Source organism: Sphaerospermopsis sp. FACHB-1194, assembly GCF_014696235.1.
GTDB lineage: Bacteria > Cyanobacteriota > Cyanobacteriia > Cyanobacteriales > Nostocaceae > Sphaerospermopsis > Sphaerospermopsis kisseleviana.
Map to the genome: position 1 here is coordinate 1 of NZ_JACJPU010000059.1, position 26,601 is coordinate 26,601.

23 protein-coding genes are annotated in these 26,601 nt (G+C 40.5%); 12 read left to right on the forward strand and 11 right to left on the reverse strand.

Annotated elements, in window-relative coordinates:
• From H6F45_RS23270 to H6F45_RS23280, 3 genes are all read left to right on the forward strand, one after another.
• Positions 1 to 629: transposase (locus H6F45_RS23270; RefSeq protein WP_242052706.1), on the forward strand; the 629-nt coding region annotated here is incomplete at its 5' end.
• An 84-nt stretch (positions 630 to 713) separates the two neighbouring features.
• Positions 714 to 878: a hypothetical protein gene (locus H6F45_RS23275; protein WP_190348505.1), complete on the forward strand. Its 165-nt coding sequence runs from the start codon at positions 714 to 716 to the stop codon at positions 876 to 878.
• A 280-nt stretch (positions 879 to 1,158) separates the two neighbouring features.
• Entirely contained in the window at positions 1,159 to 1,848 is a 690-nt protein-coding gene (locus tag H6F45_RS23280) for a hypothetical protein (RefSeq protein WP_190348506.1), read from the forward strand.
• 630 nt (positions 1,849 to 2,478) lie between these two features.
• Here H6F45_RS23280 and H6F45_RS23285 read toward each other — a convergent pair.
• Entirely contained in the window at positions 2,479 to 4,158 is a 1,680-nt protein-coding gene (locus H6F45_RS23285) for a DUF1565 domain-containing protein (protein WP_190348507.1), read from the reverse strand.
• Between the two features lie 200 nt (positions 4,159 to 4,358).
• Between H6F45_RS23285 and H6F45_RS23290 the strand changes: the two genes are divergently transcribed.
• Both H6F45_RS23290 and thiS read left to right on the forward strand, forming a co-directional pair.
• On the forward strand, positions 4,359 to 5,402 hold the full coding sequence (locus tag H6F45_RS23290; protein ID WP_190348508.1) for a thiamine phosphate synthase: 1,044 nt from the start codon (positions 4,359 to 4,361) through the stop codon (positions 5,400 to 5,402).
• Positions 5,403 to 5,471: 69 nt separating this feature from the next.
• Entirely contained in the window at positions 5,472 to 5,684 is a 213-nt protein-coding gene (gene thiS, locus H6F45_RS23295) for a sulfur carrier protein ThiS (protein WP_096571076.1), read from the forward strand.
• A 187-nt stretch (positions 5,685 to 5,871) separates the two neighbouring features.
• Here thiS and H6F45_RS23300 read toward each other — a convergent pair whose 3' ends face one another.
• Entirely contained in the window at positions 5,872 to 7,191 is a 1,320-nt protein-coding gene (locus tag H6F45_RS23300; RefSeq protein WP_190348509.1) for a glycosyltransferase family 4 protein, read from the reverse strand.
• Between the two features lie 1,254 nt (positions 7,192 to 8,445).
• On the opposite strand from H6F45_RS23300, the gene H6F45_RS23305 reads away from it, so the two are divergent.
• Positions 8,446 to 9,405, forward strand: a complete 960-nt coding sequence (locus tag H6F45_RS23305; RefSeq protein ID WP_096571080.1) for a DUF1517 domain-containing protein — start codon at positions 8,446 to 8,448, stop codon at positions 9,403 to 9,405.
• Positions 9,406 to 9,476: 71 nt separating this feature from the next.
• On the opposite strand, the gene H6F45_RS23310 is transcribed toward H6F45_RS23305, so the two are convergent.
• From H6F45_RS23310 to H6F45_RS23320, 3 genes are all read right to left on the reverse strand, one after another.
• A complete protein-coding gene (locus tag H6F45_RS23310) occupies positions 9,477 to 11,348 on the reverse strand; it encodes a bifunctional serine/threonine-protein kinase/formylglycine-generating enzyme family protein (RefSeq protein ID WP_137667113.1) in 1,872 nt (623 codons plus the stop codon).
• A gap of 476 nt (positions 11,349 to 11,824) precedes the next feature.
• Positions 11,825 to 12,556, reverse strand: coding sequence for a DUF1995 family protein (locus tag H6F45_RS23315; RefSeq protein WP_096571084.1), 732 nt, complete (start codon positions 12,554 to 12,556; stop codon positions 11,825 to 11,827).
• 479 nt (positions 12,557 to 13,035) lie between these two features.
• Positions 13,036 to 13,884 carry a M28 family peptidase gene (locus H6F45_RS23320; protein ID WP_137667121.1) on the reverse strand — a complete coding sequence of 283 codons (849 nt, stop codon included), beginning with the start codon at positions 13,882 to 13,884 and terminating at the stop codon, positions 13,036 to 13,038.
• 332 nt (positions 13,885 to 14,216) lie between these two features.
• Between H6F45_RS23320 and dnaK the strand changes: the two genes are divergently transcribed.
• The 4 genes from dnaK (at position 14,217) to H6F45_RS23340 (ending at position 18,613) form a co-directional block, all read left to right on the forward strand.
• A complete protein-coding gene (gene dnaK, locus H6F45_RS23325; protein ID WP_190348510.1) occupies positions 14,217 to 16,307 on the forward strand; it encodes a molecular chaperone DnaK in 2,091 nt (696 codons plus the stop codon).
• A gap of 150 nt (positions 16,308 to 16,457) precedes the next feature.
• Positions 16,458 to 17,453 carry a J domain-containing protein gene (locus H6F45_RS23330; protein WP_190348511.1) on the forward strand — a complete coding sequence of 332 codons (996 nt, stop codon included), beginning with the start codon at positions 16,458 to 16,460 and terminating at the stop codon, positions 17,451 to 17,453.
• 306 nt (positions 17,454 to 17,759) lie between these two features.
• A complete protein-coding gene (locus tag H6F45_RS23335; RefSeq protein ID WP_096571091.1) occupies positions 17,760 to 18,302 on the forward strand; it encodes a J domain-containing protein in 543 nt (180 codons plus the stop codon).
• A gap of 38 nt (positions 18,303 to 18,340) precedes the next feature.
• Entirely contained in the window at positions 18,341 to 18,613 is a 273-nt protein-coding gene (locus H6F45_RS23340; RefSeq protein WP_228051906.1) for a DUF3143 domain-containing protein, read from the forward strand.
• 130 nt (positions 18,614 to 18,743) lie between these two features.
• Here H6F45_RS23340 and H6F45_RS23345 read toward each other — a convergent pair whose 3' ends face one another.
• The 6 genes from H6F45_RS23345 to H6F45_RS23370 all read right to left on the reverse strand — a co-directional run bounded on the left by H6F45_RS23345 (position 18,744) and on the right by H6F45_RS23370 (position 22,884).
• Complete coding sequence (locus tag H6F45_RS23345) at positions 18,744 to 18,884, reverse strand: hypothetical protein (RefSeq protein WP_190348512.1); 141 nt, start codon at positions 18,882 to 18,884, stop codon at positions 18,744 to 18,746.
• Positions 18,885 to 18,887: 3 nt separating this feature from the next.
• On the reverse strand, positions 18,888 to 19,328 hold the full coding sequence (locus H6F45_RS23350) for a DUF29 domain-containing protein (RefSeq protein WP_096571095.1): 441 nt from the start codon (positions 19,326 to 19,328) through the stop codon (positions 18,888 to 18,890).
• A gap of 46 nt (positions 19,329 to 19,374) precedes the next feature.
• Positions 19,375 to 20,124, reverse strand: a complete 750-nt coding sequence (locus H6F45_RS23355; RefSeq protein ID WP_190348513.1) for an isoprenyl transferase — start codon at positions 20,122 to 20,124, stop codon at positions 19,375 to 19,377.
• Complete coding sequence (gene cdaA / locus H6F45_RS23360; protein ID WP_096571099.1) at positions 20,121 to 21,059, reverse strand: diadenylate cyclase CdaA; 939 nt, start codon at positions 21,057 to 21,059, stop codon at positions 20,121 to 20,123. The genes H6F45_RS23355 and cdaA overlap by 4 nt, the downstream gene beginning before the upstream one ends.
• 116 nt (positions 21,060 to 21,175) lie before the next feature.
• The gene (lysA, locus tag H6F45_RS23365) at positions 21,176 to 22,567 is read right to left on the reverse strand and encodes a diaminopimelate decarboxylase (RefSeq protein ID WP_190348514.1); all 1,392 of its coding nucleotides are present in this window, start codon (positions 22,565 to 22,567) and stop codon (positions 21,176 to 21,178) included.
• Between the two features lie 62 nt (positions 22,568 to 22,629).
• Complete coding sequence (locus tag H6F45_RS23370; RefSeq protein WP_190348515.1) at positions 22,630 to 22,884, reverse strand: hypothetical protein; 255 nt, start codon at positions 22,882 to 22,884, stop codon at positions 22,630 to 22,632.
• Between the two features lies 1 nt (position 22,885).
• Here H6F45_RS23370 and rimI point away from each other — a divergent pair, with 1 nt between their 5' ends.
• The gene (gene rimI, locus H6F45_RS23375) at positions 22,886 to 23,434 is read left to right on the forward strand and encodes a ribosomal protein S18-alanine N-acetyltransferase (protein ID WP_187041230.1); all 549 of its coding nucleotides are present in this window, start codon (positions 22,886 to 22,888) and stop codon (positions 23,432 to 23,434) included.
• Positions 23,435 to 23,857: 423 nt separating this feature from the next.
• Positions 23,858 to 26,329 carry an ATP-dependent Clp protease ATP-binding subunit gene (locus H6F45_RS23380; RefSeq protein WP_190348516.1) on the forward strand — a complete coding sequence of 824 codons (2,472 nt, stop codon included), beginning with the start codon at positions 23,858 to 23,860 and terminating at the stop codon, positions 26,327 to 26,329.
• The last annotated feature ends 272 nt before the right edge of the window (positions 26,330 to 26,601 follow it).

The window sequence follows — 26,601 nt, forward strand, 5'->3', positions numbered from 1 at the left end:
ATGAAAGAATTACAAGTTGGGAAAATCCTATAGACAAGGCGGTATGGCAGTTAAAACAGGTATGTCAAGAATTACCATCAAGACCAATCACACTATGGGACATTGAATACGGATGTGCGCCATTCGTAATCAAAACGGCTGAGATTAATGCAGATAAACTGATGCGCTTGCGTTCCAACCTGTGTTTATGGGGAGAACCACCACAATATTCAGGTCGGGGAAAACCAAGAATACATGGTGATAAATTTAAACTCAATGATGAAAGTACCTGGTCTGACCCAGAACAAACTATTGAACTTGAAGATAACAAACTGGGTAGGGTGAGGATTCGTCTGTGGACAAAAAAGCATTTTCGTCTTTCTCCACACCATCCGATGTCAATTATACTGGTGGAAAGACTTCAAATTGATGGTTCACCACGAGTTCTTAAACCAATGTGGTTGGCTTTTGTCGGTGAAGAAATGCCACCTCTAAATGAAGTTTGGAAACTGTACTTGCGACGCTTTGCTGTTGACCATTGGTATCGGTTTATTAAACAACGCTTGCATTGGACGCTACCAAAATTATCAACTCCCCAACAATGTGACCGATGGAGTGACTTAATGCCGCTCATCACTTGGGAGTTATAGCTGGCTCGTGATATCGTCAATGATCATCCTCTCCCGTGGCAGAAACAAATCACTAAACTTACCCCTGGAAGGGTTGCACAAGCGATGCCTGGGATTTTAGTCAGGGTTTCCACTCCTGCCCAACCGCCAAAACCACGGGGTAAATCTCCCGGCTGGAAGACCGGACAGAACAGACAACGTAGAATTCACTATCCTATCGTTAAAAAGCGTACTTTACCTTCACGTAAAGCCCAGCCAAAAACTGCTTGATTTCTCATTTTTTGAATTTTTTACTTTGCTTTTTTTCAACTCAGCTTCCCTGAGTCATTTTGTGTTTTTAGTCTAAAGTTCAGTTTTAAGACAACCTCTAGGAGAGCCATTATTTTTCCCTATTCCCAGCATTTATTTGCATAATAGCGATTGACAAGTAGAATAAAAGACACTAACTAACAAATTTGCGGCTTGTGGAAAAAATTCATGTAGCTAAAAAGACGTTAGGCTAGATGCGATGGGTGAAATATTTATACCTATTGCCTGGAAATAACAACCCATGCTAACAAAAACACCAAACACCAGCGGCGAATTGGCCACCAACTTATTAGTCCATTATAGTTTTGACCTCAATGGGTATAGTGCCAGTGAGTTAATTAACCATTGGCGAAAAGACTACCCGCTTGATTGGCTACATTTAGCAGTTATTGAAGCTCTGTATCAAGGACGCTATAAAGCGATATCAGTACAACAAATATTAACCTTTTGGCAAAGGCGTGGGCAGGTGTCTCATCATTTCAACATGGAATTTGAACGGATGATTTGTAGCAAATTTCCAGAAAGTCTAACCAAAACATCTGCACCCGTTTTACCAGCCATACCACAAGCAACGCCAATGCACCCAGCCAAGACGACCCAAAAATTACCTGCTTCATCTAGTAATTATTACATCGAGAGTCACACTGCATCAGGATATCAAGGAGATCAAGAACAACAAGTTCGAGCATTAACAACCCCCTCGTTTAAAGTTGCTGCGGATACCAGTAAGAGACAGTTAGCCGCATCTGTGAGTCAAAAGCTCATGACTCAGGGAACTTTATCTACACCTAAGGAACTACCCCAATTAATGCCAGCAAATGCCAATAATCCCCCAATTGGACAATTTACTCCCCAAAGGAGCGATCGCTCTGATTCCTTTACATCTAAACTCAAAGCCATGACTAGCGAACAGCCAGAATTTACTATTTAGGGGACTGGTGATTGGTGATTGGTGATTGGTGACTGGGGAAGATTAATAACCCAATGCCCAATGCCCAATGCCCAATTAATTAGGGTTTGCTGATAGCGTAGCGTGGCGTTAGCCATATAAATCCGAAAACTTTACAGGTAAAGGGTTTTAGCTATTTTGACTTGTACTGAGCGACTTGTACTGAGCCTGTCCTGAGCCTGTCCTGGGCGGTGTCGAAGGGCGGTGTCGAAGGGCGGTGTCGAAGTAAGCCGAAGTGCTTTCAAAAAGTGCCAGCTTTTATGAGGTGGCAACTGAAAAACCTTGCACTTAATTCCTACTTAGGGTTTGCTGAATAAACCTAAAACCTTGATATATCAAAGGTTAGAGGCTGATAAACAGAAAAAAAGTGCAAGGGTTTTGAAGGGTATACCGGAAAAAGTGTGCATTTTTGGGGATTTCAAGAGATGGCAAAGAAATTTTCAAATCTTCTCCTGACTCCTGACTCCTGACTCCTGACTCCTATGCCCTCACGGAAAGACTTTCTCAGCAACCCCTACTTAAAGAAAAAATCGTTCCTATCCAACTCTTGAAACTGTCACCGTGGCGTAGCACCTGTCACATAGCCTTCACAGATAACTTTTTCAGCAAACCCTAATTAAGAGGCTGAATAATGCCTCTCAAACCCATGCTACTCAAGGTTTGAACCATTTGATTAGCACTATCTTGACTGCTAAAAACGCCCACTTGCATGACTCTGCGACCTTGTAAGACTCTGGAAAAAGCATCAGGAACTATTGAACGCACTAATTCCTGTTGTGAGTCACTGATAACCGGCACTACAACCCGATAACGTACACCCGGACGAGTATTTGTATAGCTTCTGGGTGCTGTGGCTATTCTAGAATTACTAATAGTTTTTGGGTTATCGGGTTGTTGATTTCTCATAAGTTGAGGTGCAACAAACTCAATAACCCCTGGTTCAACCTGCACATAATTTAATTCCGATGTGTTTTGGGAATTATTTCTGGGCAAAGAACCCTGTCCGTTAACATTGGTAGTTGGTAGCTGTGGTAATTGACTATTTGGGCGTGTATTTCCGCTACTCGATAGAATCACGCCAGATGGGTTAAATTTTTGGGGAATGTTGGCAGCAGCAAAAACTATTTCTGGTTCTGTAGCTATTTCCTCTACAGGTACAGAAGTAGGTGGAGAATTTCTGACTATTGGTGCTGTTGTGCCGCTAGTATCTACATTGCCGCTAATGCGATTTTTGTTGAGGTTATTGCCAGCAGCATAAACTACTTGTTTAGCAGCTTTGGCGTTAATATCATAACGACGATTATTTCTAAATTCATTACCACCCGGTTCTCTGCTATTACCTAAATCTGGTGTAGCTTGGGCAATGACTACTAAACCATCTTCTTGACTGCCTTGAATGAGATTATTCCGCAAAACTGGGCTAGTATTGGCTTGAACTACAATCCCTGATCTATTGTCTAAAATCTGATTACCAACCACTACAGGAGCCGCATTTTGGGCAATGTTAATCCCAAAACCGGTACTTTGAAAGAGATTTTCCCTAATTTCAGGACGGGCATCACCAGAAATTGTAATTCCATTAGCACCATTACCCTGAAAATAATTTTTGCGAATGCTGGGAGTCGCATTACCAGTGATGGAAATTCCATCTTGGGTATTGCTGGTAAAGGTGTTTTCCTCAACTACCGTATTAACAGATTCAATCCATAAACCATAACCACGGCTGTTAGAGTTGGTGACAGTAACACCGCTTAAACTGGATTGATTTGCACCTACAATGGCTACGTTTTGACGGCCAAAGCTGCGACTGAGATAGTCACCACCACCAACAATATTTACTTCTTTGCCTTTTTTACCAATATTTCCTTGAATAGCTACACCTGGTTTGATGATTAAGGGAAATACTTCTCCTGTGTTGGCGCTGTATGTACCAGTAGCCAGCATAATCACAGTATTTGATTGTGCTAGTTGCAAAGCTTGAGTAATTGTCCCAAAAGGAGCGTTTCGACTACCATTCCCATTTTGGTCATTGCCGATACTGGGGTTGACAAACAGCAGGTTAACTTGAGAAATTGTACTCTCATCGTTAAATTTCTGTTCTGATCTGATGGTAATCTGAGCAATGGCGCTGCTAAAATTTGTGTCTAAAAGTGCTATACTTCCTATTCCTAAAGCAACGCTCACACTTAATATTGAGGTGGGCAGAACTGAAGGTTTAAGTAGGTAGGAGCAAGTCCGCTTTTGTAAAGGGATATTTAGTAGACGCTTATGAAACTGTTGAAAGGGAGGCATAAACTTTATATAACTCCTGAAAAACACACAAATGATTTTTATCCGCTCAACCAGTCTTGTCCATAATATTCTCATATTTTCACCCAGTGCCTGTTTTTGATCCGGGTAAATTTAGTCAATTTTTCACAAAAAACCGCAAAGATGCAGATATTATTTAAGAGGCTGGATGTTTCTGTGAGACTACAAGCAGGGTTATTTTAATGGTCGAAGCCCACAGCCAAACACAACAAATACAACAAGTGGTTTATCGCATTTTAGACGCAAATTTGGATCGCGCCCGCGAAGGGTTGCGAATTATTGAGGAATGGTGTCGTTTTGGTTTAAATGATGCCCAGTTAGCTGAAGACTGTAAGCACCTCCGTCAAGAGGTCTCTAAGTGGCATACTGCACAAATCAGGGCAGCACGAGATACGCCAGGTGATATTGGTACTGATTTAACCCATCCCCAAGAAGAACAACGAAGTTCAATTACATCTTTGTTACAGGCTAATTTTTGCCGTATCCAAGAAGCTTTGCGGGTTTTGGAAGAATATGGCAAGCTTCATGATGCCGAAATGGGGAAAACTTTTAAGCAAATGCGCTATCAGGTTTACACCCTGGAAAGCACTTTGATGGGTTATCAACGTCATCAGTTACTTTGGCGATCGCGTCTGTATCTGGTAACATCCCCGGTAGATAATTTGTTGGAAATTGTGGAAGCTTGTCTCAAAGGCGGGTTAACTTTGCTACAGTATCGAGAAAAATCTGCTGATGATATGATTCGTTTAGATAGAGCTAGAAAACTACGGCAGCTATGTCACGATTATGGCGCTTTGTTTATCATTAATGACCGTATAGATTTGGCTTTGGCTGTAGATGCAGATGGGGTACATTTGGGACAACAAGATATACCTATTGCTGTAGCCCGTCAGTTGTTGGGTCCCCAGCGGTTGATCGGTCGCTCTACCACAAATCAAAAAGAAATGCAAGGGGCAATTGCTGAAGGTGCGGATTATATTGGTGTGGGTCCTGTATATGAAACACCGACTAAAGCAGGTAAAGCCGCAGCAGGTTTAGATTATGTGAGGTATGCGGCTAAAAATTGTCAAATTCCTTGGTTTGCTATTGGGGGCATAGATGCCAGTAATATTAATGATGTCATGGATGCGGGAGCGCAACGGGTAGCTGTGGTGCGATCGCTCATGCAAGCTGACCAACCTACTTTAGTCACACAATATTTTATTTCTCAGCTTTATAGGAAGTAGGGGACTGGTGACTGGTGACTGGTGACTGGGGACTGGGAAGATAAATAACGTAATTACCAATTACGAATTATGTCTAATCAAATTAGTTTACAAGTGAACGGGGAAACACGCAGTTGTTTATCCCCAACGCTTTTACCAGAATTACTTCAGCAGTTGGGTTTTAATCCCCGCTTGGTAGCGGTGGAATATAATGGTGAAATTTTACACCGTCAGTTTTGGACAGAAACTCAAATTAAAGATGGCGATCGCCTAGAAGTTGTTACCATCGTCGGTGGAGGATAGAAGAGTTTACAGGTGACAGGTGACAGTTGATAGTTGATAGTTGATAGTTGATAGTTGATAGTTGATAGTTGATAGTTGATAGTTGATTGGTGATTGGGAAACATCAAATTGATTACCCAGTCCCCAGTCCCCAGTCCCCAGTCCCCAGTCCCCAGTCCCCAGTCCCCAGTCCCCAGTCCCCAGTCATCTAATTCAATAGACAAGAATAACGAGATTCAGGATTATATAACCAGCGGTGATAGGTTTTGCGTTTGGCTAATTCTTGTCCTTGACGACCGAGTTTTTCCCGCAGTTGTTGGTCTTGACATAATCTTTTGAAAGCTTGTAAAACTTCATAACCAGAATTGGGATCTACCAACAGGCCATTTTCTTCATGGTGGACTGCATCCAAAATACTCCCTAAGCGAGAGGCGATTACAGGTTTACCAAAGTATCCTGCTTCTAAATGGACTATTTCAAAATTATCAAAATTATCAAAATTATCAAAATTATCAAAATTATCAAAATTATCAAAATTATCAAAATTATCTATGTTTCTGGCTTTGTCTTCCTGTAAATTTAGCATGGCGAAAATGTCACAGGCTGCATAATAATTGGCTAATTCCCGTTCTGGTACATTCCCAGCAAAATGCACTCTTTTATCCACCCGCAAACGCTGACATTGGGATTTTAGTTGTTGTTCACAAAGTCCTATTCCGCAAATTATGTAATGAACATCTATGCCAATAGTTAATAGTAAAGGAATGTTATCTATTACTTTGTCAAAGTTTTTATTTTTAATTAATTTACCGACAGAAAGAATGACAATTGCTGTTTCAGAAATGTTGTAAGTTTGACGTAAGCGGATACGTAAATCATCCAGATGACTGAGATTGCTAGGAGTACCAAACTTTTCTAGTCTTACTATTGGGTTAATGACATGAGTAGGAGTATCTAAGCGAAAAATATTTCTTAAAGTTTCTCTAATATAAGAATTGTTACAAACAATTCCTTCGGCTCTTTCGAGGGTAATTTTCAATAAAAATCGCCATAAAGGATGACGGGCAATATCAACCAAATCATTACCGTGGAGGTAGATAAAAAAGCGAATCGGTAAGATATAACTGAGTAATAACAAAGCTGGAAAATCGTAGCCGTGACACCATTCGATGTAACGGTAATGATAGCGAAAATATAATCTTATGGCTAGTAATAATGAGCAAACAAAGTTAAAAAAATTGAATAATGGCTTAATTATAATGCTCAAAAAATTACCACCAAATAAACTCAGCCAAAGACTCAAGTTAGTCCAACGATAAACAGGAAACTGTTGTGATTTATCAAATATTTTATCTCCACAGCAACCAGCAGCCAGTACAATTACTCTGTCTGGATCTTGTAAACAACGATTATAAATATATTCTCCAATGACAGCTTCTTGGGGATGAAAGATGCGGGAGATAACTAAAATATCTGGACAAGCAGTTTTCTCCCTAATTTGTGTTCCTAGTTGTGAAATATGTTCCATAATTCAGGTTGATAAATAAGCTGCAAATTTTTAAACTACAGTAGGGAACTTTTAACAGGGAACAAGGTTAAAAGCATCTAATTAAATAATGTATTTAAACTTTAATATGAAAATAGCCTTATCAATCTGTCTTCCTGTAAAGTAAACTTGATCGTGTTTAGAGATTGATTGGGAGCATCCCAAATGTGTAAATTTATTTTTATCTAGGGAAATAAAATGCTCCAAGACTTGATATGATTGAACCGCAAAGGACGCAAAGGACACAAAGATAAGAGATTATGAGAGATTTTTTAGTGTTGCTGCGTTCATTTGGTCAAAATTGGGATGCTCCTGATTGATTTTGCAAATTGTAGCTACAAAACTTGGTTCAATATATTCATGCCAGAATTTTTAATCAATATTGATTATCCCCATTTGCTCAAAAAATTGGTATCAAATTGGTATCAAACATTTGTTTCTTGTCTGCCAATTTCTTGCCAAAGGAGGATTTTTAACATGATTATTTTGACACGATGAAATAAAGCTAGAGTTGCTCGTTGATATGCTCCAGTAATTGTATAGCGACTGCTGGAAAAATTAAATCTAGCTGATACTTAGTAGATTAGCTTGAATTTTGCCAAAATTCATGCCAAAATGCCAAAAAGTCATGAATAAATGATACTTTGAATTATGCTTCTTCTATCAAAATGATGATTTAAATCACATAATATTTTGTAATTCCTCATAGTTAATATTATTATTTATTGTGTTGGATAGATTATAAGTATGAAAACGAAAACTATCAATAAATAGGTTGTCATTTGCTTTGATTAATACTGGTGTAATTTTACCAAGCTTTCTCAAGGTAATAGCTGATTACTGATAGCTAATTACTGATAACTGATTACTTAAACCTCCTTACCAATATGTGCTGAAAATAGGTTCTTGATCCGGAAAAAATTTATTCACTATCAAAAATAATTTAACCGAGAGGTTGTTATACCTAAGTTAAAATTATTGCTGTTAAGTATGTCATGCTCCAGAGAAGGTAATAATTAATTGATTCCAAAGTTTTACACTGGTACAGATATTTTGCGGTACGGTTATCAACCAAGGAATCTTCGCTGTCTTCCCTGCCAAGTAGTGTGCATTCACGGTAGATTAAAGATATGGCTGACAATCCCTGCGGCAGATTGTGGTGATTATGTTCTACCTTGTCTGAATCCTAGCAATAGGAGAAAAATCTTAAAAATATTGTTTTTTGGTAGCTTGTTTATGCAAAAAAAATTACAACGAATCCTCAAACCCCTGTTAAAAATTTCTTTTGTCCTGGGTCTGGTTTTGGCTTTAGCATTGGGTAATGCTGATGGTGCTTTAGCTGCACGCAGTGGTGGACGTATTGGCGGCGGTTCGTTTAGAATGCCATCAAGCAGGACTTACACACCTCGTACATACTCACCTCCTGGTGGTGGGGGATATTATCCTGGTGGTGGTTTTGGTTTTCCTTTCCTGATACCTTTTTGGGGTATTGGTGGTGGTTTTGGTGGACTGTTCACAATTTTGATTTTCTTTGCGATCGCTAACTTTTTAGTCCAAACTTTCCGTCGTGTCACCAGTGGAGATACTGAAGAAGTAACTTATAGCAGTAACCCCAATGTTTCTATCACTCGGTTACAAGTTGGTTTATTAGCACAAGCTAGAGGTTTACAAAGCGAACTTAACCAAATAGCTGAAAAAGCTGATACCAACACTCCAGAAGGAAGAGCAGAAATTTTACAAGAAGCAAGTTTAGCTTTGCTGCGTCATCCTGAATATTGGGTTTATGCTGGTGGTGGTACACAACAAGCTAAGTTAAACGCGGCTGAATCTCAATTTAACCGTTTATCCTTGGCTGAACGTAGCAAATTTAGCGAAGAAACTCTTTCTAATGTCAACAATCAGTTAAAATCTGTTTTGGCTAAAGAATTACCCGGTGATGTGGATAACCCTACCCGTTTAATTAGTGAAGGTCCAGGAGAGTATATTATTGTCACCTTATTAGCTGCAACCTTGGGTAAATGGGACATTCCCCAAATTAATAGCGCCGACGACTTACGTCAAGCTTTACGACAAGTTGGTAGTCTTCCCGGTGAGCAAGTTTTAGCTATTGAAGTGTTGTGGACTCCCCAAGCAGAAGGTGATACTTTGACTTCTGATGATTTGTTTGCTGAATATCCTGATTTAAAGCTGGTTTAGTCAACCTATACTCACAAAGTAAAATGTAGGGGTTTAGCAATGCTAAACCCCTATCTCATTATTGTTGACATTTAAACTTCAGCGGAAAACACCACCCGAAAACCCGACATTCTTAAACCACTTTCCGCTTCATTCCAACTGCGACTAGCACTGCGACATAGTTCCGCGCTGAAATTCCAAGCACCACCACGCAAAACCCGACGATGGATATCACCACCAACATCCCACACACTACCATTAACAGGTGCGCCATGATAATTATTATGCCAAGGATCTGCACACCATTCCCAAACTAACCCGTGCATATCATACAACCCAAAGGCATTTGCTATATCCAAACTGCCTACATCTGTTATTTTGTTGTAGAAATTACTTTTGGGTTCAATTGCATAAATTTCACTACCGTTACAATTAATTAAATCAGAAGTTACTGTTTCCCCAAAATGAAAAGATGTGGTAGTTCCTGCACGACAAGCGTACTCCCATTCTGCTTCACTCGGTAAACGATAATTTCTTCCTGTTTTCAGCGACAACCGCAAACAAAATTCTATTGCTTCATACCAAGAAACGTTTTCTATCGGTAAATTTGCACCTTTAAATTTTGCTGGGTTGGGATTTAAATCTTGAGTAACTTTGGGTAATGCTGCTACCGCTTTCCATTGTGCTTGAGTAATGGGATATTTCCCTATATAAAAAGGTTCTATTTTCACTGGATGTTGGGGATGTTCATCCGCATTACCTTCAAATTCTGGTGAACCCATTAAAAAACTACCACCAGGAATTGATACCATTTCTAAAGTGACGTTTCTATTCAATTCTTCTGCGAAAAATTGGGACTTTCCTCTGTCTCGGTAAAGTTCTCTCCCTCCTGTATCTACAGTAATAATCTCAAAATCAAATGTTTCTAAATCTGGAACAGGAACAATAATTTTTTGTTGTTTTGTAGGTGTTTCGATAATAGGGGCAAATTTTAACTCTATCGGTGTTGATGATTCGATGTTTAAATAATTGGGGAAATAATTTGGGAAATCATGTTTTAAATCATGTAACACTTCTATTGCTGACTGATATCTATCACTAGGAAAATGTTGTAGCAAATGATCTAAAATGTATGTTAATTCTTCACTAATAGTAATCCCTTTTTCTTGTAAACGTTGTTTCCATAACCATTTTGCATTCATCGGATCATACAGAGGATCTTTCAATCCATAGGTATGTTGCATGGGTAAATCTTGAGTTAATAACCTCACACAAGTTACACCCAAAGCATATAAGTCACTTCCATGACAAGCAAAACCTGCCATTTGTTCTGTGGGTGCATATCCTAATGTATAAATAGCTGTTGCTTGTCTAGCTATACTTGTTTGGGTGACTTGTTTTGCACCACCAAAGTCAATTAATACAGGTTTTTGGTCTGCATTTCTTCTAATAATATTCTCTGGTTTAATATCCCGATGGATAACGTTTTTTTTGTGAATAAAATCAATAACTGGTAATAAGTCTATTAGCAGTTGACGCACTTCTTTCTCAGTATACGTCTTTTCTTTGACTTCTTCTAGGAGTGTTTTCCCAATAATAAATTCCTGCACTAAATACAAACTTGAACCTTGTTCAAAGTAAGCTAATAAACGGGGAATTTGCGGATGGTTTTCTCCTAGTTCATACAACCGAAAAGCCTCTTCTTTGAAAAATTCTGCGGCTTTTGCTCGTTGTCCTGTTCCCTGCACTTGGGGGAAAAATTGCTTAATAACGCAAGGTGCGTCTAGTCTGTCTACATCTTCTGCTGCGTAAGTTTTGCTAAACCCACCTTCACCTAATAACCGCAAAACACGGTAACGGTTTCTGAGGATTTCACCAAATTTATCATGTCCACAAACGATGCAAAACTTACTGTAGTTGGGGTTGAAGGGGTTGGAACAATTGGGATTTTGGCAAATTTGCATGGCTGAGGGGAAGATAGCATTTTTTCCAAATTCAGCCCCAATATTTAATTAGTTATTAGTTATCACTTATTTATTTATCAGCAGTAATCAAAAAGGGTTATATATGGGCGAATAGATTTCAATTATAAGATAAAGATTAGAATAATTTTGATAATTTGTCAATGGTTTTTTAATTGTTTTTTGGTAGCTTTATATCATATTTTTGCCCTGTAAATAGTTATATAATGTCCGGTTGAACACTTATCATATCTGTGGAGGCTGGTAATTGGTAATTGGTAATTGGTAATTGGCAATTGTTAATTGGTAATTGGTAATGGAACACCTACATGGTAAGTGATTGGGCAGACATAATATTATTTACTATGCTAATTTACTATGCTGATTTTATATTTATAAACCAATAACCTGTGTAGAGAGGCTGTATACAACATCTGTGAATACCACATCTCTACATTAAGTTGTAAATTGGCGGAAACCTAACTACTCAACGCCTTGATAAACCGCTGCAAACTCTTAAACACACTGGGTTTTTTCGCGGGTGTTCCGTCAGTGGTTTGTGGTTGTTCTTTCATCAGGATCATGTCTATTTCATCACCTGATGGTTTTTTAGGTAATTCAGCTATTTTTTGATATTCGCCTGCGGTTTCTAACCACACTTCCCAATCTCCAGGATAGCAGCGCATAAGGGCGCTTTCATCATCGACAGGACGCAGATAATAGCAAGATTCAATGGTACTAATGAAACGTTTGCGGGTTTCTCGCGCTGCATAACCTATACCCACTGTACCGGAGTCTTCCAGACGGGGGTTTAACATGACAAAGGGGCGTTCACCAATTAATTCACAAAGTTTTTCTAGTTGGGGTACTTCTACGGAAGTAGGGGCGATAAACAGGAAAATTTCATCCTCTGGCTGAATTTTTGCTTCTAGGGAAGCAGTTCTTCCTGTACCGATATCTAAAATTTTAAATGGTACATCTGCCCAGTCTCGACAGGCTAAAGCGGCTGCACCAGCATCTGCAAAGAAGACTTTAAGACCAGATTCATATTCAGCGAATACAGGGAGAAATTGTTCTGCAACTGGCATAAATTTGAGTTCTGGGAACAGTAACTCAACTTGAATGCGAGTGATACCATCAGCTAAAGCCGATTTTACCGCTTCACGAGATTGAGCGATCGCATCTTCTAGGGTTTTGGGTAGTTCAGCCATAATTTACAGAAGTACGTTTTTTCATCAATTATTAAGAATAACTCGAAAACTCTAATTCATTCTGTAGGCGTAAGTAAAAGACAGAAGTAAAAGGTAATAATTTGAAATTGTGGTTAGGTGATGCAGAATTAGCCTTTCAATCACGTTAATAAAGTTCAATTTTGTGAAGAATTCGGGGATATTTTTCAGGAGTATCCCAAATATATAAGTTTATTTTTTGCTTGATTTAAAGACGTGAAATGAACAAACCACCTTAACTGAAGTGTTCCCGCAAGGTAGGACAAAAAGGACACGAAGGGAAGAGAGAAAAATAGAGTTTTTGGTGTTGCTGGGGTTATTTTCTAAAAATTGGGATGTTCCCTATTTTTCACTATAAACCAGATCGCCTTCCTGAAAAAGGATCTAATAATATACCAGGCTTTGGCTGTAAATTTTCCAAAAGAAATCGGCTATTTTTCTGTTTAAACTTTTATTCAAATTTACAAACACCTAATACCGCTTTCCAAACCTTCACAAACACCAACAAGAAAATCTAAATCCAAACTAGCAATAGTATCACTCGGTTTGTGATAATTAGGATTTCGCATAAATGCCGTATCTGTCACCATAATTGCTGGATAACCTTGATCCCAAAAAGGTGCATGATCACTTAGTCGAGTTTGGGGAACTAATAAACCCCGATTTGGTACTGGTAGTAACTGACAAGGTAAACCCGATTTACTAATAGCACTACGGATATTGACTAAATCTCCTAAAGTCCGTAAATTGCCAATTAAACCAATAAAATCTCCAGTATTGGGGTACAATCTATCTAAAAAAGCTGGATATCTTTGCGAACCAGGTCTGCAATCCCGATATCCTAACATTTCCAAAGAAATCATTAAACGTAGACGTTGCTTTTGTTGGTGTAATAAAGCTGCATAGTCAGCACTACCTAACAAACCATATTCTTCCATATCAAAAGCAACCAAGCGCAAAGGATATCTAGCAGGTGCTTGGGTAAAAATTCTGGCAAATTCTAACAAAACTGCCACCCCAGTAGCATTATCATCAGCGGCTACAGTACCAGGTACACCATCATAATGAGCGCCCACCAAAATCGGAGGAAAATCAAGCTTTTGTCTTTTCTCTTGAGCAGGTAAATTTAAAATCAGGTTATTACAACTTTTACTCCCCACTTTAAAGGTGTGGATTTCCACACTTCCCCATTGTCCTAATTCGTTGCGGATGTATTCTTGAACAAAGAAATGTCCCGCACTGGCCATATAAGGATCGCGTTCCCGTGCAATTTCTTGGAGATGATTTTGCAATCTTTGTTTTAAAGTCAAGATGGTGATTGGTGATTGGTGACTGGTGATTGGTGATTGGGAAAGAAAATTATTAATTTTGTATGAGTGCCTTTTGCCTTTTGCCTTTTGCCTTCTGTTCCCTGTTCCCTGTTCCCTGTTCCCTGTTCCCTTTCTGCAAATGCTATCCTATGTTTAGCAAGTGACAGGTTAAGCTACAATTTCTCTAAATTATCTAAATTATTGAATTTATGGAATTAATGATGATAATTATACCATTGGGCGGTTTTTAACATCTGGTTGCAAGCGGAAAATATGCCTCCCAATCATAATATATAGATGTAGTCAAACACGCAGCAGGAGAAGAGTAACGCATGGGCAAGGTAGTCGGCATCGACTTGGGTACAACCAACTCAGTAGTCGCCGTGATGGAGGGTGGCAAGCCGGTGGTGATTGCCAATGCTGAAGGTATGCGAACCACCCCTTCTGTTGTCGGCTTCAGCAAGGAAGGCGAAAGGGTGGTAGGGCAAATGGCCAGACGGCAAACTGTGCTGAATCCCCAAAATACTTTTTTTGCAGTTAAACGCTTCCTTGGGCGCAGGTATGCTGAACTTAATCCGGATTCCAAGCGCGTACCCTACACCATTCGTAAGGATGAAATGGGCAGTATTAAAGTTGCCTGTCCGCGATTAAATAAAGAATTTGCCCCGGAAGAAATTTCAGCAATGGTGCTGAAGAAATTGGCGGCTGACGCTAGTCGTTATTTGGGTGAACCTGTTACAGGGGCTGTAATTACGGTACCTGCTTATTTTAATGATTCTCAACGTCAAGCTACCCGCGATGCTGGCAGAATCGCAGGTTTAGAAGTGCTACGTATTCTTAATGAACCTACCGCCGCTTCCCTAGCCTACGGATTAGAAAGAGGTGAAGTAGAAACCATCCTGGTTTTTGACTTGGGTGGTGGTACTTTTGATGTTTCCATTCTAGAAGTAGGTGACGGCGTTTTTGAAGTTAAAGCCACCAGTGGAGATACTCAGTTAGGTGGTAATGATTTTGACAAAAAAATAGTTGATTGGTTAGCGGAGCAGTTTTTAGAAGCAGAAGGAGTAGATTTAAGACGCGATCGCCAAGCTTTACAACGGTTAATGGAAGCCGCAGAAAAAGCCAAAATTGAACTTTCTGCCGTCAGCGTTACCGATATTAACCTACCCTTTATCACCGCTACCGAGGACGGACCCAAACATTTAGAAACTCGCCTCACCCGTTCCCAGTTTGAAGGTTTATGTGCTGACTTAATCAGTCGTATTCGTAACCCAGTCAAACGGGCGTTAAAAGATGCCGGACTATCACCTGTAGATATTGAAGAAGTTGTATTAGTAGGTGGTTCAACCAGAATGCCAATGGTGAAACAGCTAGTACAGGATTTAATTGGCATTGAAGCCAGCGAAAACGTCAACCCTGATGAAGTGGTAGCCGTAGGTGCAGCTATTCAAGCAGGTATTCTGGCAGGAGAAACAAAGGATGTCCTGTTATTAGATGTCACACCCTTATCCTTGGGTTTAGAAACCATAGGTGGTGTGATGAAAAAACTCATTCCCCGCAATACCACCATCCCCGTTAGACGATCTGATATTTTTTCTACATCGGAAAATAACCAAAACAGTGTAGAAATTCACGTAGTCCAAGGGGAAAGGGAAATGGCAGCAGATAACAAATCCTTGGGACGTTTCAAACTGTATGGTATTCCCCCAGCACCTAGAGGTATACCGCAAATTCAAGTAGCTTTTGATATAGATGCCAACGGTATTTTACAGGTAATGGCATTAGATCGGACAACTGGACGAGAACAGAGTATTACTATTCAAGGTGCTTCTACTTTGAGTGAATCAGAAATTAACAAAATGATTCAAGATGCTCAGAAATATGCTGATATTGACCGGGAACGGAAAGAAAGAGTAGAAAAACGGACTCGTTCCGAAGCTTTGATTTTACAAGCAGAAAGACAACTGCGGGAAGTAGCCTTAGAAATGGGGATGCAGTTTGCCCGCAACCGTCGTCAACGCATTGACAATATTTGCCGGGAACTGCGAGAAAGTTTAAAAGATGATGATGATCGGGGCATTGATCAGGCTTACTCAGACTTGCAAGATGCTCTCTATGAGCTAAATCGAGAAGTCCGTGAGTATTATGCTGAAGATGAAGACGAAGATTTATTTGGTGCGATTCGGGAAATCTTCACAGGTGATAAAGAACGGGAACGGGATTATTCTCCCAGAGAAACCTATCGAGAACGGGATTCTTATAACAGAGACTATGGTAGAGGCAATGGTAGAGGCAATGGCAGGGAATATGGAAGAGACTATGGTCGAGAAAATCGTTCTTCCTCTTATGATAACAGTCCTCCCCCCCGTCCCAGTCGTCCCAGCTACCAGGATAATTGGGATGATGACGATGATTGGCTGTAAATTTTAGATTCAGGAGTCAGGAGGCAGAAGGCAGAAGTCAGAAGGCAGGAGAAATGAAAATTGTAACTTTTGTCTCTTCCTATTCCCTGTTCCCTGTTCCCTATTCCCTGTTCCCTGTTCCCACTGATAACTAATAACTGATAACTGACTATGCAAAACTTGCAAAATTTCCGCGATTATTACGAGATTTTGGGAGTCACAAAAGAAGCCTCTAGCGAAGAAATTAAAAAGGTTTATCGCAGGTTAGCAAGGCAATATCACCCTGATCTTAATCCTGGTGACAAGGAAGCAGAAGAAAAATTTAAGACTATTGGTGAGGCTTATGAAATTTTGTCCGATCCGAGTAGGCGATCGCAATATGATCAATTTAGCCGCTACTGGAAACAAAAAGGCTTTGCTGGTAGCAAACAGTCACCAAAACCAAAGGGTTGGGGAGATAGTCGCACCAACACCCGTACTAGTCAAGAGGTAGATCCCAGCGAGTTTCCTGATTTTGAAAGTTTTATTAATACAGTCATAGGTGTTAGCAGTCGCAAAGATACCAGAACTAATACTGATAGTACAACTACTAGCGACCCGTTTCGCACTCCCAGAACCAAAGTTGCTTATACAGTTAACACACCACCCCGTACTACTCGCAGAGATATTGAAGCGAGGTTAACTTTACCTCTAGAAAAAGCTTATCAAGGTGGTAATGAAAGAATACGTTTAGAAGATGGGCGATCGCTCGAAGTAACTATGCCACCTGCTATGGTTACGGGTCAAACTATCCGCTTGCGAAATCAAGGGATCGGCGGCGGTGATTTATACTTAAAAATTACTGTTGAAACCCATCCATTGTTTAAACTAGAAGGTGCAAATATTTTCTGTCAAATTCCTGTAACTCCCAGTGAAGCGGTTTTAGGTGGACAGGTGGAAGCACCCACTTTAGATGGTCCTGTGAAAATGACTATTCCCCCCGCAGTCAGATCCGGTCAAAGATTTAGATTAGCTAATAAAGGTTATCCCGTAGAAGGTGGTAAACGGGGTGATCAATTAGTAGAAATTCAAATAGTCACACCGAAAAATATTACTACTGAAGAAAGGGAACTGTATGAAAAATTGCGGGAAATTGAAAGTTTTAAACCAAGGGCGGATTTGATTTAATGGTAATTTTTTCATTATTTGTATTTTCATATTTCAGGTACATAGCTGATGGCTGACGGCTGATGGCTGAATGCTTACTGAAATTAATTAGTGAGGGCATATTATGAGTGTATTTCTCAAGAATGACCCAGGATTGCTATATTAATAGCAGATTTGTGATAGTGTTTTCTCATCATCAGGAAAAAATTATCTGCGTTTATCTGCGTTTATCTGCGTTTAATGCTAAATTCCCGCACCTCACTAGGACGGGAAAAGTAGTCATAATTTAAAATATAAGAACAGATGTGATCAAAGTGAATCAAAACCGTGAGTCAAACTGGGACACAGGCACAAAGCAGTAACACTACAACATATTACACCCTCTTGGGACTGCATCCCTCAGCGTCAGTCATAGATATACGTCGCGCTTATCGGGAACTAAGTAAACAGTATCATCCAGATACAACAGAATTACCTGATCATGTTGCTACTGCCAAATTTCAGGAAATTAACGAAGCTTACGCTACTCTCAGTCATCCAGAGCGCCGTTTAAGTTATGATTTAAAGATTGGTTATTCTCGATTTGGGGTAATTCAAATACCAACAGATTTAAACCATCCAACCCATAAACCCCATGATTATTCTAAATCAATGTACTTGGATGCAAGCGATCGCCCTTTATCATCGGGTGAAATCTTTGTATTATTTGTTTTAGGATTAACCTTTGTTGGTTGTTTAGTATTGGCGATCGCCATTGCTGCTTTGCGTGGTGAACCCTTACAAACCCAACTTACCCAACCCACCCCAACCACTCAACATCTAGTTTCCATGTTCCAAAATCACAACCCTCAACCAGCCGAATTTTTTTAATTTTTAATTTTTAATTTTTAATTTTTAATTTTTTTTAATTGCTTATGCTTCCCGCCAACACACCACTGTATAACCATCCCCTCCCACAAATTGAAAAATGGCTAAAAGAGCAAGGTTGTCAACAAGATGACACCGAGTTACATTGTTGGCGCGTGCAAAAACCAACTTGGCAAGCGGATCTATGGTTAGATATTGAACAAATCACCGTGAGATATATTAACGCTGGAGAAAATGGTCAAGATATCCAACGTTCCTTTAAATATTCTCTCAGTCGGGAAGATATTCAAGCAGCAGTTTTTTCTGGTCCATAAGTCCAATTCCAGCATCGTTTTTATATCCTACAAAGAAGGCAAGAGGCAAGAGGCAAAAGGCAAGAGTTTGGGCTATCTGTTAGTAACAAATTTTGGGAAATTTCACCCTCAAAATGCTCTATTTTTCCACTTATAGCTTCAAAAACCTTGCATTTTTGTTGAGTGCGAGAGATGGAAAAGAAATTTTGAAATCTCCTCCTGACTCCTGACTCCTGACTCCTGACTCCTGACTCCTGACTCCTATGCCCTCACGAAAAGACTTTCTCAGCAACCCCTAATTATTCTCCCAAAAGTTAGAATTTAGGAGTATTTCTAACTCCGATGAATACGGCCATTCCGAAGGAAAATTGACTGATTTATACTCACTCCTGACATTAGTTAAACTTCGTCGCCAAGCTTCCTGAAAACTCGTATCCCATAGAGACTTGAGACTGGGTACTTGGGTAATTAATACATCAAGTTCAGTTCGTTGAGTCCGAATTGTGCGTTCCCACCCATTATAATCGTAGGTTAAGTCAACATATAATCGCTTGAGTAAATGTTCTAGTAATACAATTAAACGACTCAATAGTTCTCTTTTTTGCGAAGTTCCCAAAGCCTCTACTTCCTCAATCAGATTTTCAATATCCAAGGTTTCAAAATCCCGTGCTTTGAGCTTCGCAACAGTATCTTCAACCCAGAGTAAAATATCTTGATCATAGAGGGATAGTGTCATATTTAATTTTTCTCCCAAATCTTACTATTGAATATAGCATTACTTCCTAAACCTTCCCAAACCGCCGTTCTCGTTGTTGATAAGCACATAAAGCGCGGTGAAATTCCTTTCTATCAAAATCTGGCCAGAGAGTATCAGTAATATAAATTTCACCATAGGCCATTTGCCAAAGTAAGAAATTAGATAAACGCATTTCTCCACTGGTGCGGATTAGCAAATCTGGATCAGCGATACCAGCTGTATATAAATGACTTTCAAATAACTGTTCAGAAATTTCATCTGGTTTTAATAAACCTTCCTCTACTTTTTGGGCGATCGCTCGACAAGCTTGTAAAATCTCCTGTCTACCGCCATAATTAGTAGCTACTGTAAACTTAATACTTTGATTATTCTTAGTTTCTGCCATTGAGCGAGAAATTTCTTCTTGTAGCGATTTTGGTAAAGCTTGTAAATTACCCACAAACTGAATCTGCACATTTTCTTCTACCATTTCCCGCAGTTCTTGACGCAGAACCCTTTGGAAAAGACTCATTAAAAACTCCACTTCTTCCTGTGGTCTTTTCCAGTTTTCCGTAGAAAAAGCGTAAGCAGTGAGAGCTTTAATACCCCAATCTTTACAACAGCGTAACAAATCCTTGAGGGCATCAACTCCCCGCTTATGCCCCATAATTCGAGGTAGACCTTGACGTTTAGCCCATCGACCATTGCCATCCATAATCACCGCAACGTGCTGGGGGAGTAATTCTCGTTTTAAATCAGAAGGCAAATATTGCAGTTCAGTATGTTGTGTAGTCATTTTTCGGTCTTATTTTTTTGGCGAGAAGCAGTCGATGGTAATCTAAGTAAACGTGAAACCAGTGCTAATGTTTGACCACCTAGTTGACGACCTAAACTGAAAAGACCAGGTGCTACAGCTTCTCGGTCTACAGTTGGCGAAAATCGTTCCTCTAAAGACTCTTTTAACTTTCTAATCGTCAGTGGTCTATATAAAGTTCCCCTTTCAGCTAAGGAAATAGAACCCGTTTCTTCTGATACAACGACACAAATGCAATTTTCGACACGCTCGGTAATTCCCATTGCTGCCCGATGGCGTGTACCCAACTGGCGTGAGGCTGTGCGTCCTGAAAGTGGTAAAATTATACCGGATGATACAATCCGCGAACCACGGATCAAAGTTGCCCCATCATGCAATAAAGTTTTGGGCTGAAAAATTGTCTGTATCAGTTCCTTAGACACCTCTGCATTTAACTTTACACCAGGTACAGAAAAATCTCGCTCATCCATTGGTCCGGTAGTTTCCAAAATCAGCAAAGCACCAATCCGATTTTTTGACAGTTCTTTCACAGCATCGACAATTTCATCAATCACGCTATCAGATTTAGGCACTGTCAAGCGGTTAGGTTGAAACAACTGCCGAAACTCACCCCGTCCCAATTGTTCCAAAAATCGGCGAAACTCTGACTGGAGTGCTACGGCCATAGCTACAGCACAACCAATTACCAACTTTTCCAAAACGAAATTGAGCAAAGGTAGTCCCAAATTCCCACTCAATGCTGAGGCCAGCATCAAGATTATAAATCCTCGCACCATCCATAGTATCCGGCGTTCACTAATAATCACCAGGATCATGTATGTCAACGCCAGCACTAAAAGAATATCCAGAGTCCCAAGCAGCAAGGACTGTGACCATCCCAGGTTTGTCGTCAGCCATTGCTTCCACCAATCTCTCATGACATCTGGATTCTAATAGTCATTAGTCATTAGTCATTAGTCATTAGTCATTAGTCATTAGTCATTAGTCATTAGTCATGATTCTTAGCTAATGACCAATGACCAAGAAAAAATAACTATTTCAATTTTTCAGGTAGGCAATCTTGGCGAATGATGTCTTGATAGGTTTCCCTTTGCAAAATTAAATTTGCTTCACCGTTAGCTACTAACACAGCAGCTGGTCGGGGTAGACGATTATAGTTAGATGCCATACTGTAATTGTATGCTCCAGTTGCCATAACTACGAGAACGTCGCCTGGTTCAGTTTTGGGAAGTGGGGCGTTTTTAATCAGAATATCTCCTGATTCGCAGTGTTTACCTGCTACTGTGACTGTTTCTGTTAAAGGAGCGGACATTTTGTTAGCAACAACAGTCCGATAAACTGATTGATAGGTGATGGGGCGGGGATTATCTGACATTCCGCCATCAATTGTCACATAAGTACGAATATCAGGAATTGTTTTAGCTGATCCAATAGTGTAGGCAGTAACGCAAGCTGTGGCAATGAGCGATCGCCCTGGTTCACACAGGAGTTTGGGGAGGGGCAAGTTTTCAGCAGCGCAAGCTTCTTGCACTACTTCACAAATCGCCTTTGACCATTCTTCAATGCTTGGGGGATCGTCTGATTCGGTGTACTTAATCCCTAAACCACCACCGACATTTAACTCTGTCAATTCTAAATTATATTTTGCTGCATCTCGCAACCACTGTACCATTACAGCAGCCAAATCTCTATGGGGTTGACGTTCAAAAATTTGCGAACCAATATGAGCGTGTACACCCACACAGTTTAAAGCGTGTTGTTTGCTCACAAAGGCAAATACCTCTTCTAAATCATTAGGATCAAACCCAAATTTACTATCTAAGTGTCCGGTGCGAATATACTCATGGGTATGACATTCAATCCCCGGAGTTAACCGTAACATAATACGGATATTTGTATTTGTGGTTGCTAGTTCTACCAAAGTATGTAATTCATACCAGTTATCAACAACAATGGTACAACCTGATTCAATGGCTAAAGTTAGCTCATCACGGGATTTATTATTTCCGTGGAGGTAGATTTTCTCTGGACTCACACCAGCTTCTAAAGCTGTGTAAAGTTCACCACCAGATACTACATCTATTCCTAAACCTTCTGAAGCGACAATGGCGCAAACTGCTAAACAATTCCATGCTTTAGAGGCGTACAATACTTGAGATTCACCTTTGTAGTATTTTTTAAAGGTATCCCGGTATTGTTGGCAAGCTGTCCGCAAGGTTGTTTCATCCAAAATATATAAAGGTGAACCAAACTGCTGAACTAGCTTTGTGACATCACACCCACCGATTTCTAGAAAATCATCACGATTAACTCTAGCAGTCAAGGGTAGGAGTTGTTGATTAGGAGAAATATTTGTACTATCTTGGCTGGGAGATAGATATTGATTGCCAGAAGGTTGAACCTTGACGGGGTGAGTCGATACCATAACTAAATTAGAATTTGTCCTTGTTAAAATTACGAGCGTGAGTTAATATCCCGATTTTCAGTTTACTGCTTTATTGGTGATTGGTGACTGGTGACTGGTGACTGGTGACTGGTGACTGGTGACTGGTGACTGGTGACTGGGAAAATAAAAATAATTTCCCCCTGCTTCTTCCCCTGCTTCCCCTGCTTCCCCTGCTTCCCCTGCTTCCCCTGCTTCCCCTGCTTCCCCTGCTTCCCCTGCTTCCCCTGCTTTCCCTGCTTCCCCTGCTTTCCCTGCTTCCCCTGCTTTCCCTGTTCCCTGTTCCCTGTTCCCTTCATCGTGAAACTATTAGATTTAAAAATTCAATCCTTAACTTCAGAGAATTTAAGTGAACTACTAGAACTTGATAAAGCCTGTTTTGATGGGTTGTGGACTATGGAGGGCTACCGTCGAGAACTGGAAAGTCCTAATAGTCATTTTTTAGGTTTATTTGCCCCATTTTCTAGTTGTGGTTTGTTGGGAATGGGTTGTTTTTGGTCAATTTTAGAAGAAGCGCATATTACAATTTTGGCGGTTCATCCTGAATATCAGGGTCAAGGTTTAGGACAGGCTTTGTTGTATGCTCTACTCAAAACAGCAAGCGATCGCGGTTTAGAAAGGGCAACATTGGAAGTTCGGGTTTCTAATGAAAAGGCAATTTCGCTTTATGAAAAATTTGGCTTTAAGACTGCTGGTAAAAGACCACGCTATTACCAAGATAATAATGAAGATGCTTTAATTTTGTGGACTTCTAACCTACAACAGCCCAGTTTTCTCAAAAATTTGGATGATTGGGAAGTGATGATTAGCGATCGCCTAGCCAAATCTTCTTGGAGTTTAACTGAATAGGTGACTGGGGACAGTAATAAGGGGATAGGAAATAGGGAGAAATATTTACCTTCTGCCTCCTGCCTCTCCCAATGCCCAATTTATCAATATTTCAAAATAAATATTTTTATTTAATAAAAATTTATTATATTAAAAACTTTTGTATTGACAATGTACCATTGTATATGATAATTAAGTTTGTTTGGGAATAGATTAACAAAATCTAAAAATTAGTAGTGTCTTGTTAGTCGTAATTTCCAGGAAGGCTAGTAAATTCAATCTCCTCACCAGACTAGCGATAGAAAAAGTAATAAAAATTAATGAATGAACCCATCAACTTGTGTGATGGCTGGGGGGTATCTATTTTTTTGATAGAGATATCCAAAATTTTAGCCTGTGCTAAAATCAGCATACCGGCACGACGCAGGTGATGGGAAAAATGCCATGTTTGAACGCTTCACAGAAAAAGCCATTAAGGTAATCATGCTGGCCCAAGAAGAGGCCCGCCGTTTAGGTCACAACTTTGTGGGAACTGAGCAGATCCTCCTGGGTCTGATCGGGGAAGGCACGGGGGTGGCAGCCAAGGTGCTAAAGTCAATGGGTGTCAATCTTAAAGATGCCCGGATTGAAGTTGAAAAAATCATAGGTCGGGGTTCCGGCTTTGTGGCTGTGGAAATTCCGTTTACGCCACGGGCAAAGCGGGTTTTAGAACTATCCTTGGAAGAAGCACGCCAACTAGGGCATAACTACATTGGCACCGAGCATCTGCTGTTGGGTCTCATCCGTGAAGGGGAAGGCGTAGCAGCCAGGGTGCTAGAAAACCTGGGTGTAGATTTGTCTAAGGTGAGAACCCAAGTGATTAGGATGTTGGGAGAAACTGCGGAAGTGACTCCTGGCGGTTCTTCGGGTCGCACAAAAACCCCTACTTTGGATGAATTTGGCTCGAATTTGACCCAAATGGCTGTGGATAACAAACTCGATCCTGTGGTGGGACGCGCCAAGGAAATCGAGCGTGTGATTCAAATTTTGGGTCGCCGGACTAAAAATAATCCAGTGCTGATTGGTGAACCTGGGGTGGGTAAAACAGCCATTGCTGAAGGTTTAGCCAGTCGCATCGCTAACAAAGATATCCCGGATATTCTGGAAGATAAACGGGTGGTAACTCTGGATATTGGTTTACTGGTTGCAGGAACTAAGTACCGGGGTGAATTTGAAGAACGTCTAAAGAAAATCATGGATGAGATCCGTCAAGCGGGTAATGTCATCCTGGTAATTGACGAGGTTCATACTTTAATCGGTGCTGGTGCTGCTGAAGGGGCGATTGATGCAGCGAATATCCTCAAGCCAGCTTTGGCACGGGGTGAGTTGCAGTGTATCGGCGCAACTACTTTGGATGAGTACCGCAAGCACATTGAACGGGATGCAGCGTTGGAAAGACGTTTTCAGCCTGTGATGGTTGGTGAACCGACCGTTGATGAAACAATAGAAATTTTATATGGTTTGCGCGATCGCTATGAAGCGCACCACAAGTTAAAAATCTCCGATGAGGCTTTAGTGGCAGCGGCGAAGTTGTCTGATAGATATATTAGCGATCGCTACCTTCCAGATAAAGCCATTGACTTAATTGATGAAGCTGGTTCTCGCGTCCGTTTGATTAATTCCCAGCTACCCCCAGCAGCGAAGGAATTAGACAAGGAACTGCGGCAAATCTTAAAAGAAAAAGATGATGCTGTTCGTTCTCAAGACTTTGACCGTGCTGGAGAACTGCGCGACAGAGAAATGGAAATTAAAGCGGAAATTCGCTCCATTGCTCAAAACAAAACCAATGCAGCCGGTGGTGATGGTGTTGAACCTGTAGTGACAGAAGAAGACATCGCCCATATCGTTGCTTCTTGGACTGGTGTACCAGTGAATAAACTCACTGAGTCTGAATCTGAGAAGTTGCTGCACATGGAAGACACCTTACATCAGCGCCTCATCGGTCAAGATGATGCGGTGAAAGCGGTTTCCCGTGCGATTCGTCGCGCTCGTGTGGGCTTGAAGAATCCTAACCGCCCCATTGCGAGTTTTGTATTCTCTGGTCCGACTGGGGTAGGTAAAACTGAGTTAGCTAAATCCTTGGCTTCTTACTTCTTCGGTTCAGAAGAAGCAATGATTCGCTTAGATATGTCCGAGTACATGGAGCGTCACACCGTCAGTAAATTGATTGGTTCACCTCCAGGTTACGTTGGTTATAACGAAGGTGGTCAGTTAACAGAAGCTGTACGTCGTCGTCCTTACACTGTGGTGCTGTTTGACGAAATCGAAAAAGCACACCCCGATGTATTCAATATGCTGCTGCAAATTTTAGAAGATGGTCGTTTGACTGATGCTAAAGGACGCACGGTAGACTTTAAGAACACTTTGTTAATTTTAACTTCTAACATTGGTTCTAAGGTAATTGAGAAAGGCGGTAGCGGTATTGGTTTCGAGTTTGCTGAGGATCAAACTGAATCTCAATACAACCGGATTCGTTCTTTGGTGAATGAGGAACTGAAACAATACTTCCGTCCTGAGTTCTTGAACCGTTTGGATGAAATTATCGTCTTCCGTCAGTTGAATAAAGCTGAAGTGACTGAAATCGCCGACATTATGCTCAAAGAAGTGTTTGGTCGGTTGACAGAAAAAGGCATTACTTTAGAAGTGAGCGATCGCTTCAAGGACCGCTTGATTCAAGAAGGTTACAGCCCCAGCTACGGTGCAAGGCCATTACGGCGAGCAATTATGCGCTTGTTGGAAGATAGTTTGGCGGAAGAAATTCTGTCTGGACGCATCAAAGACGGTGATATTGCTTACGTTGATGTGGATGAAAATGGTGTTGTCCAAGTTACAGCTAGAGAAAGTCGGGAGTTGTTGACTCCTGGTGTTGAGTTGTAGTTAGGATTTTTTCAATAATAAAAAAACGGTGGAGGATGTTGGTTCTCTGCCGTTTTTTTTGTTTCGCGCAAAGACGCTAAGGAGCAAAGGCGCAAAGAGGAGGAAGGGAAAAATCAGAGTTGTCATAAACTGAGCAATGATATAACCCACATTCCGCACCCTCAACTGTCACAGATCAAAAAAGCCATTAAAGTAGTACATAATAACTAAAGGTAACTTAAAAGTTAAGAGGCTTAATGAGAGTAAATAGCATTAAGCTGGGTATGGAGTGA